Annotated in this window: 15 protein-coding genes; 5 read left to right on the forward strand and 10 right to left on the reverse strand. The window is 64.2% G+C overall.

Annotation, left to right across the window (positions count from 1 at the left end; all coding sequences use genetic code 11):
- Window positions 1-34 precede the first annotated feature (34 nt).
- Genes pcaF through J2X54_RS10025 form a run of 3 tightly spaced genes read right to left on the reverse strand, consistent with a single transcriptional unit; the run spans window position 35 to window position 2,558 of the window.
- The gene (pcaF, locus tag J2X54_RS10015) at window positions 35-1,237 is read right to left on the reverse strand and encodes a 3-oxoadipyl-CoA thiolase (protein WP_310181157.1); all 1,203 of its coding nucleotides are present in this window, start codon (window positions 1,235-1,237) and stop codon (window positions 35-37) included.
- A gap of 11 nt (window positions 1,238-1,248) precedes the next feature.
- On the reverse strand, window positions 1,249-1,896 hold the full coding sequence (locus J2X54_RS10020; protein WP_310180212.1) for a CoA transferase subunit B: 648 nt from the start codon (window positions 1,894-1,896) through the stop codon (window positions 1,249-1,251).
- On the reverse strand, window positions 1,893-2,558 hold the full coding sequence (locus J2X54_RS10025) for a 3-oxoacid CoA-transferase subunit A (RefSeq protein ID WP_310180214.1): 666 nt from the start codon (window positions 2,556-2,558) through the stop codon (window positions 1,893-1,895). Before J2X54_RS10025 ends, J2X54_RS10020 begins: the two co-directional genes overlap by 4 nt.
- A gap of 144 nt (window positions 2,559-2,702) precedes the next feature.
- Here J2X54_RS10025 and J2X54_RS10030 point away from each other — a divergent pair, with 144 nt between their 5' ends.
- A complete protein-coding gene (locus J2X54_RS10030; protein ID WP_310180216.1) occupies window positions 2,703-3,545 on the forward strand; it encodes an IclR family transcriptional regulator C-terminal domain-containing protein in 843 nt (280 codons plus the stop codon).
- A gap of 98 nt (window positions 3,546-3,643) precedes the next feature.
- On the opposite strand, the gene J2X54_RS10035 is transcribed toward J2X54_RS10030, so the two are convergent.
- Window positions 3,644-4,735 (reverse strand): porin, encoded by a 1,092-nt coding sequence (locus J2X54_RS10035; RefSeq protein ID WP_070247439.1) that lies wholly within the window; start codon window positions 4,733-4,735, stop codon window positions 3,644-3,646.
- 196 nt (window positions 4,736-4,931) lie between these two features.
- Here J2X54_RS10035 and J2X54_RS10040 point away from each other — a divergent pair, with 196 nt between their 5' ends.
- Together J2X54_RS10040 and J2X54_RS10045 are read left to right on the forward strand one after the other, a co-directional pair.
- Window positions 4,932-6,119: an ABC transporter substrate-binding protein gene (locus tag J2X54_RS10040; protein WP_070247440.1), complete on the forward strand. Its 1,188-nt coding sequence runs from the start codon at window positions 4,932-4,934 to the stop codon at window positions 6,117-6,119.
- A 138-nt stretch (window positions 6,120-6,257) separates the two neighbouring features.
- The gene (locus J2X54_RS10045) at window positions 6,258-6,440 is read left to right on the forward strand and encodes a DUF3606 domain-containing protein (protein WP_070247441.1); all 183 of its coding nucleotides are present in this window, start codon (window positions 6,258-6,260) and stop codon (window positions 6,438-6,440) included.
- Here J2X54_RS10045 and J2X54_RS10050 read toward each other — a convergent pair.
- From J2X54_RS10050 to J2X54_RS10060, 3 genes are read right to left on the reverse strand one after another with little or no spacing between them, the layout of a single operon-like run.
- The gene (locus J2X54_RS10050) at window positions 6,410-7,939 is read right to left on the reverse strand and encodes a PepSY-associated TM helix domain-containing protein (RefSeq protein ID WP_310180221.1); all 1,530 of its coding nucleotides are present in this window, start codon (window positions 7,937-7,939) and stop codon (window positions 6,410-6,412) included. The genes J2X54_RS10045 and J2X54_RS10050 overlap by 31 nt on opposite strands.
- A 1-nt stretch (window position 7,940) precedes the next feature.
- Window positions 7,941-8,270 (reverse strand): hypothetical protein, encoded by a 330-nt coding sequence (locus tag J2X54_RS10055; RefSeq protein ID WP_310180224.1) that lies wholly within the window; start codon window positions 8,268-8,270, stop codon window positions 7,941-7,943.
- Between the two features lies 1 nt (window position 8,271).
- A complete protein-coding gene (locus J2X54_RS10060; protein WP_310180226.1) occupies window positions 8,272-10,413 on the reverse strand; it encodes a TonB-dependent receptor in 2,142 nt (713 codons plus the stop codon).
- 159 nt (window positions 10,414-10,572) lie between these two features.
- Here J2X54_RS10060 and J2X54_RS10065 point away from each other — a divergent pair, with 159 nt between their 5' ends.
- Together J2X54_RS10065 and J2X54_RS10070 are read left to right on the forward strand one after the other, a co-directional pair.
- On the forward strand, window positions 10,573-10,755 hold the full coding sequence (locus J2X54_RS10065; protein WP_070247443.1) for a DUF3606 domain-containing protein: 183 nt from the start codon (window positions 10,573-10,575) through the stop codon (window positions 10,753-10,755).
- A gap of 104 nt (window positions 10,756-10,859) precedes the next feature.
- A complete protein-coding gene (locus J2X54_RS10070) occupies window positions 10,860-11,192 on the forward strand; it encodes a coiled-coil domain-containing protein (protein ID WP_310180228.1) in 333 nt (110 codons plus the stop codon).
- A 36-nt stretch (window positions 11,193-11,228) separates the two neighbouring features.
- On the opposite strand, the gene J2X54_RS10075 is transcribed toward J2X54_RS10070, so the two are convergent.
- The 3 genes from J2X54_RS10075 to J2X54_RS10085 all read right to left on the reverse strand — a co-directional run bounded on the left by J2X54_RS10075 (window position 11,229) and on the right by J2X54_RS10085 (window position 15,741).
- On the reverse strand, window positions 11,229-12,143 hold the full coding sequence (locus J2X54_RS10075; protein WP_310180230.1) for an alpha/beta hydrolase: 915 nt from the start codon (window positions 12,141-12,143) through the stop codon (window positions 11,229-11,231).
- A gap of 9 nt (window positions 12,144-12,152) precedes the next feature.
- The gene (locus J2X54_RS10080) at window positions 12,153-15,152 is read right to left on the reverse strand and encodes a TonB-dependent receptor plug domain-containing protein (RefSeq protein ID WP_310180231.1); all 3,000 of its coding nucleotides are present in this window, start codon (window positions 15,150-15,152) and stop codon (window positions 12,153-12,155) included.
- Window positions 15,153-15,243: 91 nt separating this feature from the next.
- The gene (locus J2X54_RS10085; RefSeq protein WP_070247447.1) at window positions 15,244-15,741 is read right to left on the reverse strand and encodes a gluconokinase; all 498 of its coding nucleotides are present in this window, start codon (window positions 15,739-15,741) and stop codon (window positions 15,244-15,246) included.
- Window positions 15,742-15,868 lie beyond the last annotated feature (127 nt).

Below are 15,868 nucleotides of genomic sequence, written 5' to 3' on the forward strand. Positions count from 1 at the left end.
TTACATTCTCGGTCTTACATCAGATCACACCGTTTCAGACCTTTTCGATGATGATCGCGATGCCCTGCCCCACGCCGATGCACATGGTGCACAGCGCGTAACGCCCGCCGTGGTTCTGCAACTGCCAGGTGGCCGTGGTCACCAGGCGCGCGCCGCTCATGCCCAGCGGGTGGCCAAGCGCGATGGCGCCGCCGTTGGGATTGACGCGTGGGTCAAGGTCGGACAGCCCCAGCTCGCGCAGCACGGCCAGGCCCTGCGACGCGAACGCCTCGTTCAACTCGATCCAGTCCATCTGCTCGAGCGTGAGTCCGGTCTGGCGCAGCAGCTTGCGTACCGCCGGTACCGGACCGACACCCATCACGCGCGGCGCCACGCCGGCGGTGGCCATGCCGACGATGCGCGCCAGCGGTGTCAAACCGTGCTGCTGCGCAGCTTCGGCGCTGGCGATCAACAGCGCGCAGGCGCCGTCGTTGATGCCGGACGCATTGCCGGCGGTAACGCTGCCGTCAGTCCGCACCACGCCCTTGAGTTTTGCCAGCGCCTCGATGGTCGTGGCGCGCGGGTGTTCATCCTGGGCGAAGACCACCGGGTCGCCCTTCTTCTGCGGGATGGTCACTGGCACGATCTCGCGCGCAAATACGCCTGCGGCAATCGCGGCGGCGGCCTTGTTCTGGCTGGCCAGCGCGAAGGCATCCTGATCGACACGGCTCACATTGAAATCCGTGGCGACGTTCTCCGCCGTCTCGGGCATGGTGTCCACGCCATAGGCATCTTTTAACGCCTTGTTGATGAAGCGCCAGCCCATGGTGGTGTCCTGCAGCGAGGCATTGCGCGAGAAGGCGCTGTCGGCCTTGCCCATCACGAACGGCGCGCGCGTCATCGACTCCACGCCGCCGGCGATGATCAGGCTGGCGTCGCCGGCCTGGATGGCGCGCGCCGCCGTGCCCACGGCATCCATACCGGAGCCACACAGGCGGTTGATGGTGGTGCCGGGCACTTCGACCGGCAGGCCGGCCAGTAATGACGACATGCGCGCCACGTTGCGGTTGTCTTCGCCGGCCTGGTTGGCGCAACCGTAGAACACGTCGTCCACCTGGTCCCACTGCACGCCGGGATTGCGTTCGATGAGGGCGCGCAGCGGCACCGCGCCCAGGTCGTCGGCACGAACATCTTTCAGGGCGCCGCCGTAGCGGCCGATCGGGGTGCGGATCGCATCGCAGATATAAGCATCGGTCATCATCAATCCTTTCATGGCAAGAGCGTGGCGCCGGTGGCCGCCTGCAGTTCTTCAAACGTCAGGCCCGGCGCCATTTCCAGCACCGTCAAGCCCTTCGGGGTGACATCGAGTACCGCCATGTCGGTGTAGATGCGATTGACGCAGGCCACGCCGGTGAGCGGATAGGTACACGCCTCGACGATCTTGCTTTCGCCGGTCTTGGTCACGTGGTCCATCATCACGAACACCTGCTTGGCGCCGATGGCCAGGTCCATGGCGCCGCCCACGGCGGGAATCGCATCGGGCGCGCCGGTGTGCCAGTTGGCCAGGTCGCCATGTTCGGAGACCTGGAACGCGCCCAGCACGCACACGTCGAGGTGGCCGCCACGCATCATCGCGAACGAATCGGCATGGTGGAAGTACGCGCCGCCGGTGAGCAGCGTGACCGGCTGCTTGCCGGCGTTGATCAGGTCTTCGTCCTCGTCTTCCGGCGCCGGCGCGGGGCCCATGCCAAGCAGGCCGTTCTCGCTGTGCAGGAACACTTCGCGTTCGGCCGGCAGGTAGTTGGCCACCTTGGTCGGCAGGCCGATGCCGAGGTTGACGTAAGCGCCTTCAGGAATGTCCTGCGCCACGCGCGCGGCGATCTGGTCGCGGGTAAAACGTTTGTTGGAATCGGTCATGCTGCCTCCTTGACTACCCGCTGTACAAATATACCAGGCGTGACGATCGCTTCGGGATCGAGTTCGCCCAGCGCCACCACGTCGCGCACCTGGGCGATGGCCACCTTGGCCGCCATGGCCATGATCGGGCCGAAGTTACGGGCGGTCTTGCGGTACACCAGGTTGCCCCAGCGGTCGCCGCGCAGCGCCTTGATCAGCGCGAAGTCGGCGTGGATCGGCGACTCGAGCACGTAGTGGCGGCCGTCGATCAAACGCGTCTCCTTGCCTTCGGCCAGCAGCGTGCCGTAGCCGGTGGGGGTGAAGAAGCCGCCGATGCCGGCGCCGGCGGCGCGGATGCGCTCGGCCAGGTTGCCTTGCGGTGTGAGTTCGAGTTCGATTTCCCCGGCGCGGTACAAGGCATCGAAATGCTGCGAGTCGGCCTGGCGCGGGAACGAACAGATGATCTTGCGCACCCGCTTGGCCTTCAACAGCGCGGCCAGGCCGGTATCGCCATTGCCGGCGTTGTTGTTGACGATGGTGAGTTCGCGCGCGCCCTGCGCGATCATCGCGTCGATCAGCGCCGACGGCATGCCGGCGTTGCCGAAGCCCCCGATCATGACGGTGGCGCCGTCGTGAATGTCGGCCACCGCGCGCTCCAGTGATTCAAAAGTTTTGTCAATCATCGTGTGCTTTCGTGATTCTTCTTGTGTCGGTTTGTGCGATAATCGAACTAATGATTGATTACCGCACAAACAGTGTATGACTTGCTCCGGCGGTGGTCAAGAAAAACCGTCTATCGAATCGATCGCCTGGATTAAAATCACGCCATGTCAAAAGCCAAACCAACCGAAACCGCCGCTGCCGTTGCCATTGACGAGGACCGCGAGCCCACCATCGCCGAGCAGATAGACGCCATGACCGATCCCAGCTTCATGACGTCGCTCGCGCGCGGCCTGGCCGTGGTGCAGGCATTCAGCGATTCGCGCAAGCCGCAAACGATTGCCAACATCAGCCAGAAGACCGGCATCCCGCGCGCCGCCGTGCGCCGCTGCCTGCACACGCTGCGCGAGCTCGGTTACGTGGACGCGGAGCTCAACAACTTCTCGCTGCGGCCCAAGGTACTCACGCTCGGCTACTCGTACCTGTCCTCGACGCCGCTCACGGTGTCGGCCCAGCCTTACCTGAACAACATCAGCCGCACGCTCAACGAATCGAGCTCGCTGGCGGTGCTCGATGATGGCGAGGTGCTGTACGTGGCCCGCGCCGCCACGTCGCGCGTGATGTCGGTGGCGCTGAACACCGGCAGCCGCCTGCCCGCCTACTGCACCTCGCTGGGCCGGGTGATGCTGGCCCATCTGCCGCCCGCAGAACTGGACCAGTACCTGGCCAGCACCAAGCTGCGCGCCATGACCAAGAACACGGTCGTCAGCCAGAAAGGCCTGCGCGAGATCCTGGCCGGCGTGCGCGAGCAGGGTTATGCGATCAACGACGAGGAACTGGAACTGGGCTTGCGGTCGATCGCGGTGCCGGTTCGCGGCGCCTCGGGCGCGGTGCTGGCCGCCCTCAACGTCGGCGCCCAGGCGGCCCGCGTGAGTGTCAGGCAGCTCGAGAAGGAGTTCCTGCCGGTGCTGCTGAAAGGGGCGCAGGAACTCTCCATCTTGCTGCCGTAGGCCATTTAACCGGGGCCATGGCGTCGTTGCAGCTCCGCGCCGTGCTCACGCACTGTCTTCGTCGCTGCGCCTAGCCCTGCCCCCGCTTAAATGACCTTTTAGAATGAATGGCGCAGGCCGGCCATAACGCCATTCTGGGTTTTACCCACGCCGACGCTGCCGCCGGCGTCGAGCGCAATCGCCGACAGGCCGCTGTTCTTCATGCGGCCGATGCCGACGTAGCTGGCGGTGCGCTTGGAGAGGTAGTAGGTCAGGCGGGCCACCAGCATGGTGGCGTCGGCATTGCTGTTCTTCAGGTCGCGCCGCGCCACCTGGGTGTCGAGCGTGGTCAGCGGCGTGACCGGATAGCTCAGGCCCAGGTAATACAGGTCCGATTCCGACAGCCCGGTCACCGCGCGCGTGGTGCGGTCGACGACTCCGGCGCCGATCTTGCCCTCGCCCACCTTGACGTAGCCGTTGACGGTCACGCGCTTGTCGCTGTTGTCGCTGCTGGTCAAACCGCCAGCCGCGCCGACGTTGCCGTACATGATGTCGTAAGACGTGTTCAGACCCCAGGCCGGCGTCTCGTAGCCGAACAGGCCGGTGATCTGGCGGCAGGCCTTGGCGTTACCGGCCACTTCGCCGGGGCAGCCCGTCGCTGCCGGGCCGCCGGCGGCCGATACATCGCGCCCGGTGCTGTAAGTGGCGCCGATCACGACGTTGTTGAAGTTGCCCAGGTAGCCGATGGCGTTGTCGCTGCGGGCGTTCGGCAGGTAGGGGTCGATGCTGCCGATGGCGAACAGGTTGGGGCCCATCACGTCCGACTTCATGCCGGCGATATAGGTCATGTTGATTTGCCGGCCCAGGGTAACAGTGCCAAAGGCGCCTTTCAATCCTACCGACGCCTGGCGGCCGAACAGGCGGTTGCCCTGCCCCATCGCGCCGCTGTCCATGGTCAGTCCCGCTTCGAGCGTGAACACCAGTTGCAGACCGTCGCCGAGGTCCTCGGCGCCGCGGAAACCGATCCGCGACGGGAAGGAGCCGGTCAGCGATGGCATCTTGGTGACCGAGTCGCCGGCGGCGTTGGCGTTGGTGGTATGGACCACGCCGGTGTCGAGCAGTCCATACACCGTTACGCTCGATTGGGCCATCGCTGCGGAAGCACCTACGCATGCCATCAGCGCCACCGCGCCACGGATACTGTTTTTCATTGCTGTCTCCTGTTGGTTTTATTGTCTCTTTATGAACATGTGCGATTATCGAACAACTGGTTGTTAATCGCACATAAATTCGATACTATGATTGTCGCGCGATGATGTCAAGCTGCCTGATATCATCGTCGGGCGACGATGCAACGTTATGAACCGCGCCACGCCACGTATTTCATAGACAAAAACAGGAGACGGCATGAACAGGAAAAATTTTGTAAAGACTGGCCTGACCACGATCGCGCTGGCCGCGCTGACGCTGACCATCGGCCCCAACGCCTATGCGCAGGACACCATCAAGATCGGCGTGATTGCGGCGTTCTCCGGTCCCTTTGCCGACTACGGCAAGCAGATCGAGGGTGGCATCAAGGCCTATATGGCGCAGCACGGGGCCATCGTGGCCGGTAAAAAAATCGAGATCATCGTCAAGGACACCACCGGCCCGGCGCCGGAAATCGCCAAGCGCCTGGCGCAGGAACTGGTGGTGCGCGACAAGGTCGATTTCCTGGCCGGCTTCGGTTTGACGCCCGAGGCACTGGCGGTGGCGCCGATCGCCCAGCAGGCCAAAAAGCCGATGATCATCATGAACGCGGCCACGTCGTCGATCACCACCAAGTCCGACTACATCGCACGGTTTTCGATGACATTGCCGCAGGTCTCGGCGCCGATGGCCACATGGGCTGCCAAAAACAATATCAGGAAAGTGGTGACCCTGGTGGCCGACTACGGCCCCGGCATCGATGCGGAAGCCGCCTTCAAGGCGGAACTGGTCAAAGGCGGCGGCACCGTCACCGAGGCGATCCGCGTGCCGCTGCGTAATCCGGAATTTGCGCCGTACATCCAGCGCATCAAGGACGCCAAGCCCGACGCCGTGTTCATCTTCGTGCCGGCCGGCGAACAAAGCATCGCCTTCATGAAGGGCTACCGCGAGCGCGGCCTGGCCGCAGCCGGCATCAAGGTCATCGCCACCGGCGACCTGACCGACGACCACGTGCTGCCGGCCATGGGCGACGCCACGCTGGGCGTGATCACCACGTTCCACTATTCCGCCGCCCACAAGTCGGCGGAAAACGCCGCCTTCCTGAAAAGCTTTGCGGCCACCAATCCGGGCGGCGGCCGGCCCAACTTCATGGCGGTGGCCGCCTACGACGGCATGGCCGCGATTTACGAGGTGGCACGCAAATTGAACGGCAAAATTGATGGCGACCAGGCCATGGCAGTGCTCAAGACGATCAAGCTGGCCAGCCCGCGCGGCCCGATCGCGATCGACCCGGCCACCCGCGACATCGTCCAGACGGTTTACGTGCGCAAAGTGGAAAAGGTTGGCAACGAGGTCTATAACATCGAGTTCGACCAGTTCCCGAACATGAAGGATCCGGGCAAATAAGCAACACTTGTCTGATGGCCCTGCCGGTGTCAACCGCCGGCGCACTTCGTGCGTTAAGGGTATGTCTCGACACCGAATGCCAGCAGTGGCACAGTAGTACGGCTGAGACACCCTTACGCAGAATGGAGCTGGACGATCATGCAAGCATATTCAAATACCAATGCCACCGTAGCGACCCGCCAGGGTTTCATCAATCCCAACCACGTGCAGGAAGTGCGCTACTGGGCCGAGGAATTCCATATTCCGCCCGCGCGCCTGATCGCAGTCGTGCGCGAAGTGGGCCGCAACCTCTACGAAGTGCGCAAACGCCTGGCAATGTAAGCGGCGCCCAGCGCCACGCACAGCAACATAGTATCGACTCCCGCGACGCCCACGACCCCGGCGCCGCCAGGCTGGCCCTGCACCAGGGCTGTCAGCAAATGACCGCCGGTCATGGCCCAATTGAGCGCCACCGCTAGTACCGCCAGCACCCCGATGACCATCGCCTGTTCGCGCCAAGCGGCGCGGCCGCGCCACCACGCGTGCGCGAACGTGACGACCCACGCGCCGTAGAACGCCTGCACTTCGTGCAGGGCGCTGGCCGCCGCATTGTCACCCAATATCGGCAGTAATCGGTTGACCACCATGAACACCAGCGTGGCCAGCACGATGCCGGCGACGCTGCCGATGGCCAGTCCCTCCACCACGCGTACGCCGGCCAGTCCCTTCTTCGCGTGCTGTGCGCGCCGCCCCTCGATCCAGAACAGGAAGCCGGTGCAGATCAATACGCACCCGGCCAGGCCGCCAGCAAAGTACAGCCAGCGCAGCAGCGCATGGTCGAAGCGGATGAAGTGCATGCCGGAGATGAAGCGCTGCGCCGTCATCACCGGGCCCGCCTCGAAGCGCGCCAGCACGCGGCCCGTTTGCGCGTCGAAGTAAATCTGGTCCAGGTTCATGGTGACGTCGCTGGCGTACGACCGGCGCAGCTCGACGTAGCTGTTGGCGTCACCGGGGTGAAACACGCGCACGAAGTACGGCGCACCGCCGCCCCAGGTTTTTTCCGCGGTCGCGCGCATGGCGTCGATGGAGCCCAGCTGGCCCGGCGCCCTGGCCGGCTTGCGCGTGTACTTGCCGTAGGCCTCGGCCATGAACGTGGCCTTGGCCTTGGCGCCCTCGCCGTAGGCGCCCGCGTGCAGTTGCGGGAAGTAGATGGTGATGAAGATGATCAGGCCCGTGAGCGTGATCATGAAGTGAAACGGCAGCGCCACCACCCCGGTCAGGTTGTGCAAATCGAGCGCGCTGCGCTGCAGACGCTTGTGCGGCCGGAACGTGAAAAACTGCTTGAAGATTTTCTTGTGGATCACCACCCCGGAGACCAGCAGCGCCAGCATGCTCATGGCGGCCAGGCCAACCAGCCATTTACCCAGGTCCAGCCACTTGATGTGCAGCGAATAGTGGAACGGCACCAGGAAACCGGTGGCCGCATCGGACTGCTGCGGCGCCAGCAAGGTGTAGCGATTCGGGTCGATCAAGCGGCCATGCTCGGCGCCGTCGCCACCGCGCCAGGTCAGCTCGGCCACCGGGCTGCGGCTGGTGGGCAGGTCGATACGCCATTGTTTGGCGCCGGCAGGGATTTCGGGCGCTGCCGTTGCCGCCAGCCGGTCCAGCGACAGCGGCACGGTCGCAACTGCGATGCGGGTTTGCGGCAGCATCCAGCGATCGATCTCGCTGCCGAACACGCTGAGGGTGCCGAACCAGAAGATGGCGAACAGCAGGCTGCCGATGATCACGCCCGCCCACGTGTGCAGCAGCGCCATCGACTTGGTAAACGTGCCGCCCATGTCAGGCCACCGCCCACCAGAGCAACGCCAGCAGCGCTGCGCCAGCGACCAGCGCCAGCCAAAGGCGGACCACGCTGCGCACCGCAAAAGCCCACAGCGCCAGTACCAGGTACACCACGAAGCCCAGCATGGCGCACAAGGCTACCGCCTCGGACCGCGCCATGCCGGCGTGCGCGAGCGCGGCGCTGCACGCCGCTACGGCCAGGGCAGTCACTGCGTAGCCGCCGGCAATGGCGCCGACAATACGCAATGCCATGGACGGCCATGCCGGCAATTGCGTCGCGCCAGGCGAGCCGGCGCGGGCGGCGGCGTTGGCGCCGGGCTGCGTCACGTCAGAACCGCAGCGCGTAGCCGAGGCTCAGCGTGCGGCCACGGCCCGCAAAATAGCGCTTCGGTTCGATCAGCGCGCTTTGCGAGTAATAGGTGATGTAGTCCTTGTCGAACAGGTTGGCCACCGACAGGCGCAGTTCACCGTTGCCTTTACCAAGCTTGTAGCTGGTGGTGGCATCGACCAGCGAATAGCCGCTGAACTCCTTGGCGGCCTCGTCGAACGACTGGCTGAACGCGTGCTGCGCCTGCACGAAGGTGGACCAGCGGTCGTTCCAGTCGGCGTTCCAGGTGGCGATCACGCGGTTGGGCGCCACGTTGAGGCCATCGAGCTTGCCGTCGAGCGATCCATCGGCGTTGGTGTCGTAGCGGCCCTTGGTGTACGCGTACGACACCTTGGCGCGGTGCGCGGCGTTGATGCGGTAGGCCGCGCCCAGGTCCAGGCCCTCGGTACGGGTTTTCTCGCGCGCCATCATGAAGGCGCCGTTGACGGCGATCACGCGGGTGCCGAAGTCGGAGTTGGCGCGGAAGTAAGCGGCGTCCAGGTCCCACGCGCCCTTGTGGTAACGCCCGCCCAGTTCCACGTTGCGGGTCAGGATAGGCGCCAGGTCGCGCATGTTCGCGACGCTCTGCCCTGGCGTGTTAATCGAGCGCAGCACGCGGCCGATGTCGGGCATGCCGAAGCCTTCCGAGTAGCTGGTAAACAGCGTCAGGCCCGCAGCCGGATTCCATACCAGGCCGGCGTTGTACAGCTCTTCGCTGAAATCGAGCTTGCCGCCCTGGACCAGCACGCGGCGGTACTGGGCCAGGGTGCGGTAGGTGTCCACCGTGAGGTCGGCCTTTTCCTTGCGCGCGCCGGCGTGCATGGTCAGGTTGTCGAGCAGCTTGTACTCGCCCTGGGCGAACAGCGAGTAATTGCGGTATTCGGAGTTGGGCACGTAGGTGCGGCCGGTCAGGTACAGGTCCTGCTTGCCCTTGTCGAACAGGGTGTCGAAACCGACGGTGAGCTTCAGGCGGCCATTCAGCAAATCATCACGGCCCAGGCCCACCTTGCTGCCGTATTTCGACGCCACGGAGCGCGACTGGTCGTACAGGGTGCCGGTGGGCGCGATCAGCGGGTCCTGGAAGGTGGCCGAGATATCGGCGCCGAACAGGCCTTCGAACTCCTGGTTGAAGATCATCGCGGTCAGTTCCATGCCGGCGAGGTTGGCGTGGCGGTAGCTCAGGCTCGACGTCCAAACGTCGTTCCACGGCGGCGTGCCTTCCGGGGTAATCTTGACCGAGGTGCTGGGGATGCCCAGCGCGCGGTCGCCGGCCACCACCTGGTAGTTGGCCTTGGACTTGATCTTGTAGCGGTTGACGGACAGTTGCAGGCGCTGGTTGTCGTCGAACCAGTAGCCCAGTTTGACCAGCGCGTCGTAGCTGCGCGAGTCCATCAGGTCGCCCTGGGTGGTGTCGGCACCGATCGAGCGGCCACGTCCGTCGAGGTACAGGCCCTGGTCTTCATAGCTGAGTCCGAACAGGTATTCGAACTTGTCATTGCGGCCGCTGACGTTGTACGAGGTCTTGTAGCTGGCGGTGTCGCTGCCGACGTCGGTGGTGGGCAGCGTGGTCTGCACTTCGAACGACTGGTTGACGGTACCCTTTTGCGGACGCTTGGTAATGATGTTGATGGTGCCGCCGGTGGCGCCCAGGCCGTTAATGGCGTTGGCGCCCTGGACGATCTCGATCCGCTCGACCATCGAAAAATCGATGGTGTGCGCTTCGCGGCCGGTGGGACGCATCGGGTTCGATTGCGGCACGCCGTCCACCAGGATCAACGGCGTGCGGCCGCGCAGCGTCTCGCCCGAGCCGTTCATCTTGCCCCGGCTGGGGGTGTACGACGGCAGGATGCTCGACAACACGTCGGACGAATTGCCGGAAATGGCCAGCTGCTGTTCGATGTCTTCCTGCTTGATGATGACCACCGTTTGCGGCGCCTGGTTGGCGGCGATGTTGGAGCGCGAAGCGGCGACGATCACGGTGTTGGCGTCGCTTGCATCCTGGGCTTGAGCTTGGGCTTGGGCGGCAGGCGCCCAGGCGGTCAATGCAGCAGCAACGAGCACGGCAAACGCGCGGGGGTTGGGCGCGGAAAACGTAGATTTCACAGCAAGGCCTGATAGTAATTGAGAATGATTGCTATTATCGTGATAGCTTGGCCTTGCGTCAAGAAAACATCGGCTATATTCAGTTATGTGAGCAACTGCACGGAGTGCTGCATAATAAACTGACATCATGATCGCCCCAGGAATTATCGGACAGACATCATGAACACCCAACAACACAACAATACCGGAGACTTCCGCCACCAGGCCTACATCAACCCGAACCTTGCCCAGGCGGTGGCATATTGGGCGCAGGAATTTCGCGTCACGCCATCGAAGCTGATCGCCGTGGTGCGCGAAGTGGGACGCAATGTCGGCGAGGTGCGGCGCCAGTTGTCGCGATAAGGTGTCGCGCCGGGAAGGCGCAGACACCAGTTTTAAGCGGTGATATGATTGGGGTCAAGGCATATGCGATGCAGCCAGGTCAGCATTGTCTATTGGAGGATCCCATGACCACGATACCGTTCGACACCCTGAAAATGATGGAGCGCCTGGAAAGCGCCGGTTTTACCAATGCGCAGGCCAAAGTCCAGTCTGAAGTCCTTGCCGAAGTCATTGGCAAGGAATGCGCCAATGTGGCCGAGCGCTATTCGAGCAAGCAGGACGTTGCGCAGGAACTGAGTGGCGTCAAGGCCTCGATTGAGTCGCTGGGTACGACCCTCAACCTGAAAATCGACCGCAGTGCTGCCGAGGTCAAGAGCGAGTTGATCCGCTGGGTGGTCTCGGTGGGCGTGCTGCAAATGGCACTGATCGCCGCCTTGATACTCAAGCTCACACACTAAATACCTGCCATCCCGCACTTGCCGGGATGGCAGCCGTTATTTCACCACCGCTGGTGACGGCACACCCGTCTTGCCCCCACCCGGCACCAGCCAGCCCCCATCAGCGAGCCAGTCGGCCAAGCGGTCCGGCCAATGCACATCGGACAACCGCTCCGAACGCTGCCCCATATTGAATGCATGGTCGGTATCGGCATACAGGTGCAGCTCGGCCGACACGCCGGCCGCGATCAGCTGTTGATACAGCGCGATCGACGGCGGCGCGCAGCACTTGTCGTTGGAGCCAGCCACGATGAATGCCGGCGGCGCGGCGGTGGCGGCGGTCGCCGGCACGCCCAACGGCCCCGGATACACCAGCACCTGGAAGTCCGGTCGGGCGCTATACCGGTCCACCGCATCGGGCTTGCCGGCCGGCGCCGGTGCGGCGTGGTCGGCCACCAGCGTGGCCAGTTCGCCGCCGGCCGAAAAGCCCATCACGCCCACCCGCTGTGGATCGATCTTGTATTCTGCTGCATGCGCCCTCACCCAGCGCACCGCGCGCCGCATATCGGCTGCCGCGTCGCGCTCGATCGAATACGTGGAACCTTCGTCGCGCGCCAAACGGTACTTCAGCACGAAGGCGGTCACGCCCACCCGGTTCAGGGCCCGCGCCGCCACCATGCCCTCGTTCATCCACACCAGCATGCGATGGCCGCCGCCGGGGGCGATGACCACTGCCGCGCCGTTGGCGTGACGCGGATCGGCCGCCACCACCGTGACCGACGGATCGTGGATGTTGGAGACGTAGGTGTCGTGCACGGTCTCCGGTTCGCCGTGGCGGCGCTCGGCGCCAGGCGCGCCGTCGGGCCACAACAGGTGCACGGGACCGGCAGCCGGCTGGGCAGCGGCCACCGCGCACCAGGTCGCGCACCACAGCGACGCCGCCAGCCAACCGAGCTTGAATGCGAGCCGCATGCCGTCCCCTTAGAAGTTGTAGCGCATACCGGCGCGGTACACGCGGCCCAGCACATCGTACAGCTGCGGGTTGATGCCGAAGCTCAGGTTGGTCTGTGGCGCCGGCGCCGGATTGACATCGCCGATATTGTCGATCTTGAAGAAGCCGGTGAGCTTGTCGCTGAACTTGTAGCTGCCGCCCAGGTCCACGTAGAACGCGCCCTTCATCTTGTTGTCGGCAATGGTCGGGTGGATGATGGTGGAAACCGGGCAATCGGTCTGGCACTCGATGTACTCGTTGCTGTACACACCCTTGCTGATCCAGCGCTGGGACAACGTCAGGCTGTACTTGTCGGTATCCCACGACTGCGAGGCCAGGCCCTTCCAGCGCGGCGTGGTGCCCAGGTTGGCGCCAGCGCCTTCCGACGGAATGGTGCCCACCACGCCCGGATCGGTCAGGAAGCTGATGTTGCGGGTGACCAGTGCACGCAGCGTCAGGCGGCCCGGCAGGCCCCAGTCCTTCAGGTTCATGCGGTACGAGCCTTCCAGGTCGTAGCCCTTGCTGCGCAGCGAAGCGAGGTTGAATGCCTGCACCGTGACGAAGTTATTGGTGGCTACCGGATTGTTCAGCGAGACGGCGCCGCAGATTTCCTGGTTGCCGGCCGCGCACAGATCGACTTCCTGCTGCGCGGTCAGGGCCGAGATCACGCCATCGACCTTGATGTCGAAGTAATCGATCGAGGCCGAGAAGCCCGGCGCCCACGACGGCTGCGACAGCACGATGCCGACGATGGTGTTGCGGGCGATTTCCGGACGCAGGCGGGTGTTGCCCACAGTGCGCTGCTGGATCGCCACCGTGTTGCCCTGGCTCTGCACGATGTTGTTGACCACCACCTGCGCCGCATACAGCTCGCTCAGGTTGGGCGCGCGCACGTCCTTGGACGTGACCGCGCGCAGGCGCCAGCCGTCGAGGCCGGTTTTCCAGCTGGCGCCCAGCTTCCAGCTTTCCACGTTGCCCGAGGTGCTGTACTTCGTGTGGCGGTCGGCCAGGTTGACGTTGGCCTCACCCCAGGTGGCCGATTTGAGCACCGGCACATTCAGCTCCACGTACGCTTCCTTGACGTTGTACGTGCCCTGGGCGTTGTGGTAGTTGCCGGCGTACCAGTTGTTGCCCACCGTGGTATTGAGCAACGGGTCGGCCGGGTAGTCGGCGGTGTTGGGGCTGTCGGCAAAGATGCCGTTGCCGTAAGGGTCGCCGGTCACCTTGTAGTGCTCGCGACGGTACTCGGCGCCGGTGGCGATCGCGATCGGGCCGGCCCACGACGAAAACGCTTCGCCGTTGAAGTTGATGCTGGCCACGTCCTGGGTCTGGCGGGTGTGCTGCTGCGGGCCGTTTTCCGGCGCGATGTAGCGCCAGGCGGCCTGGTCCACCGGCACGTCGCCGATGATGTTGAACGGCCGGCAGCCGGCAGCGGCGGCCACCGCATTGCGGCAGACGATGCTGCCATCCGGTGCGCGCACGGCGTCGATGGCGGCGTTATAGCGCGCATTGAGCGTCATGTCGTGGACGATGATGTCGGTGCGGTTGACGCCGTGTTCGGCATACGTGTCGTACGACCATTCCTTGCCGCCCAGCTGGAACTTGCCGTTGGCGCCCACCACCACCCGCTTCATTTCACGGGTCGGATGGACGTTGATGTTTTGCGGGAACACAGCGTTGGCGGTGCCGTACTGGAAGCTGGTGATGTTGTTGGCAGCGCAGGCGGCAGCGATGGATGCCGGCAAATAGGGGTTGTCGCACTGGATAGTCAGGTTGGCGTTCTTGGCCGCGCCGGGATTGGGCGAAAACTCCGATTTCACCTTGCCGTAATTGGCAGTGAAATAGATTTCGTGGTCGGGACTGAGATCGAAGCCCACGCGGGTGTAAGCCACCTGGCGCGTGAGGTCCATGGCCAGGTTGGTGCCGGCGCCCACGCTGCCGCTCAGGTCACCGCCCACGCAGAACGGGTTGACGCAGTTGGTGACCGCACCAGTGCCGGTCGGCACGCCGTTGGAACCGTAATTGAACTTGTACGGCTGGCCATTGGCGCCGAACGCCGTGCCTTGCAGCGGGCCGCTGGTGATCAGGCCGAATTTCGAATACTGGTATTGCTGCGCGTGTTCGATCGCTGTGTACTGCGGCTTGCCGTCGTTGGTCTGGCTCAATGGCCGCACCTGGAAGGCCGGGTTCTTGTACCAGTTGCGGCCGTTCGGACCCACTTCACCGAAGCCCGGCGATTCGATGCCCTTCTCGCGGCCGTATTCCGCGCTGGCCGTCACGTGCAGGCGATCGTCCAGGAAGGCCTTGCCCCAGGCCGCTTGCAGCGAACCGTTCTTGTCGTCGTGGTACTTGGTCATGCCGCCTTCGACATTGGCCTTGAAGCCCTCGAATTTTTTGTCGGTGATGAAGTTGACCACGCCGCCGATGGCGTCCGAACCGTACGAGGCCGAGGCGCCGCCGGTCACCACGTCCACCCGCTTTATCAGCAGTTGCGGAAACTGGCTGACGTCGGTCACGCCGGTGACGTTGGCGCCCACCACGCGCTGGCCGTCGAGCAGGGTCAGGGTGCGGATCGCACCGAGGCCGCGCAGGCTCAGCGAACTCAAACCCTGCACGCCGCTGCTGGTGCTGTTGGTGCTGGTGGTGCGGCCGGTGCTGCCTTGCAGGGCCGGCAATTCGGCAATCGCATTGAACAAATTGGGCTTGGCGGTCTTGGCCAGGTCGTCGGCGCCGAGCGACGTGGTGGGCGTCGGTTGCGTGAAGCCGCGTGCGGCGATGCGCGAACCGGAAACGGTCACCACGTTTTCCTTCGCCACTTCGGCAGCCGGTTCCGGGGCCGGGGCCGGAGCTGGGACCGGTGTCGCTTCGGCAGGTGCTGCTTGCGGCTCGGCGGCGGCTTGCTGCGCCTGGGCCGACAGGGCGAAACAGGCACAGGCGCTGGCCACGGCCAGGCGCATGATGGTTTGACGGGTAGGGGTTGGATGTTGCATGGTGTCTCCGATCTTCTTTTGTTTGTGTGTGTTGTCCGCGCGGTACTATTGACGGTCCGCTGCTGTGGTTATGTTTTGATGCCTGTTACAGTTATTCGTCGCCCAGGATGCGCGCTACCAGCTGCTCCGGCGCCACCGTGATCGAGAGCGTCACTCCCGCCTCGTCGGCCTGCAGCGGCTCCAGGTCGCGGAACTGGCTGTCGAGCAGCGACGGCGGCATATAGTGGTCATGGCGCGCCTGCATGCGGGCCGCGATCAATTCGCGCGGGCCGTCGAGGTGGGCGAAACGCAGCGCCGGGTCGCCAGCACGCAGCAGGTCGCGGTAGCGGCGCTTGAGCGACGAGCACGACACGACCAGCCCCACGCCCTCTTCGGCCGCCCGCCGCAATTCCGCCTGCAGGGCCAGCAGCCAGCCGGCGCGGTCGTCGTCGTCCAGCGGCAGGCCCGCCGACATCTTGGCCACGTTGGCCGGCGGGTGAAACTGGTCACCTTCGACAAACGCTACTTGCAGGCGCGTAGCCAGCGCCTGGCCCACGGTGCTCTTGCCGCAACCACTCACGCCCATCACCACCCAGCGCACCACGCTCATACTCGCCACCAAGTTAGCGCTAACATTTCCATTCTCAAAACCGATGATTGCATGTGCTTGACTCTGTTCATTATTGGGAAAGATGGTAGATGACGCCGGTAGATCAAAAGTTAGCGTTATCATTGCT

Source organism: Duganella sp. 3397 (assembly GCF_031456625.1).
In the GTDB taxonomy this organism is placed as follows: Bacteria; Pseudomonadota; Gammaproteobacteria; order Burkholderiales; family Burkholderiaceae_D; genus Rugamonas; species Rugamonas phyllosphaerae.

Excerpts from the sequence above, each read along its gene's own strand:
- pcaF (WP_310181157.1), bottom strand. The coding sequence starts at position 1,237 with ATGACCGATGCTTATATCTGCGATGCGATCCGCACCCCGATCGGCCGC.
- J2X54_RS10020 (WP_310180212.1), bottom strand. The coding sequence starts at position 1,896 with ATGACCGATTCCAACAAACGTTTTACCCGCGACCAGATCGCCGCGCGC.
- J2X54_RS10025 (WP_310180214.1), bottom strand. The coding sequence starts at position 2,558 with ATGATTGACAAAACTTTTGAATCACTGGAGCGCGCGGTGGCCGACATT.
- J2X54_RS10030 (WP_310180216.1), top strand. The coding sequence starts at position 2,703 with ATGTCAAAAGCCAAACCAACCGAAACCGCCGCTGCCGTTGCCATTGAC.
- J2X54_RS10035 (WP_070247439.1), bottom strand. The coding sequence starts at position 4,735 with ATGAAAAACAGTATCCGTGGCGCGGTGGCGCTGATGGCATGCGTAGGT.
- J2X54_RS10040 (WP_070247440.1), top strand. The coding sequence starts at position 4,932 with ATGAACAGGAAAAATTTTGTAAAGACTGGCCTGACCACGATCGCGCTG.
- J2X54_RS10045 (WP_070247441.1), top strand. The coding sequence starts at position 6,258 with ATGCAAGCATATTCAAATACCAATGCCACCGTAGCGACCCGCCAGGGT.
- J2X54_RS10050 (WP_310180221.1), bottom strand. The coding sequence starts at position 7,939 with ATGGGCGGCACGTTTACCAAGTCGATGGCGCTGCTGCACACGTGGGCG.
- J2X54_RS10065 (WP_070247443.1), top strand. The coding sequence starts at position 10,573 with ATGAACACCCAACAACACAACAATACCGGAGACTTCCGCCACCAGGCC.
- J2X54_RS10070 (WP_310180228.1), top strand. The coding sequence starts at position 10,860 with ATGACCACGATACCGTTCGACACCCTGAAAATGATGGAGCGCCTGGAA.
- J2X54_RS10075 (WP_310180230.1), bottom strand. The coding sequence starts at position 12,143 with ATGCGGCTCGCATTCAAGCTCGGTTGGCTGGCGGCGTCGCTGTGGTGC.
- J2X54_RS10080 (WP_310180231.1), bottom strand. The coding sequence starts at position 15,152 with ATGCAACATCCAACCCCTACCCGTCAAACCATCATGCGCCTGGCCGTG.
- J2X54_RS10085 (WP_070247447.1), bottom strand. The coding sequence starts at position 15,741 with ATGAGCGTGGTGCGCTGGGTGGTGATGGGCGTGAGTGGTTGCGGCAAG.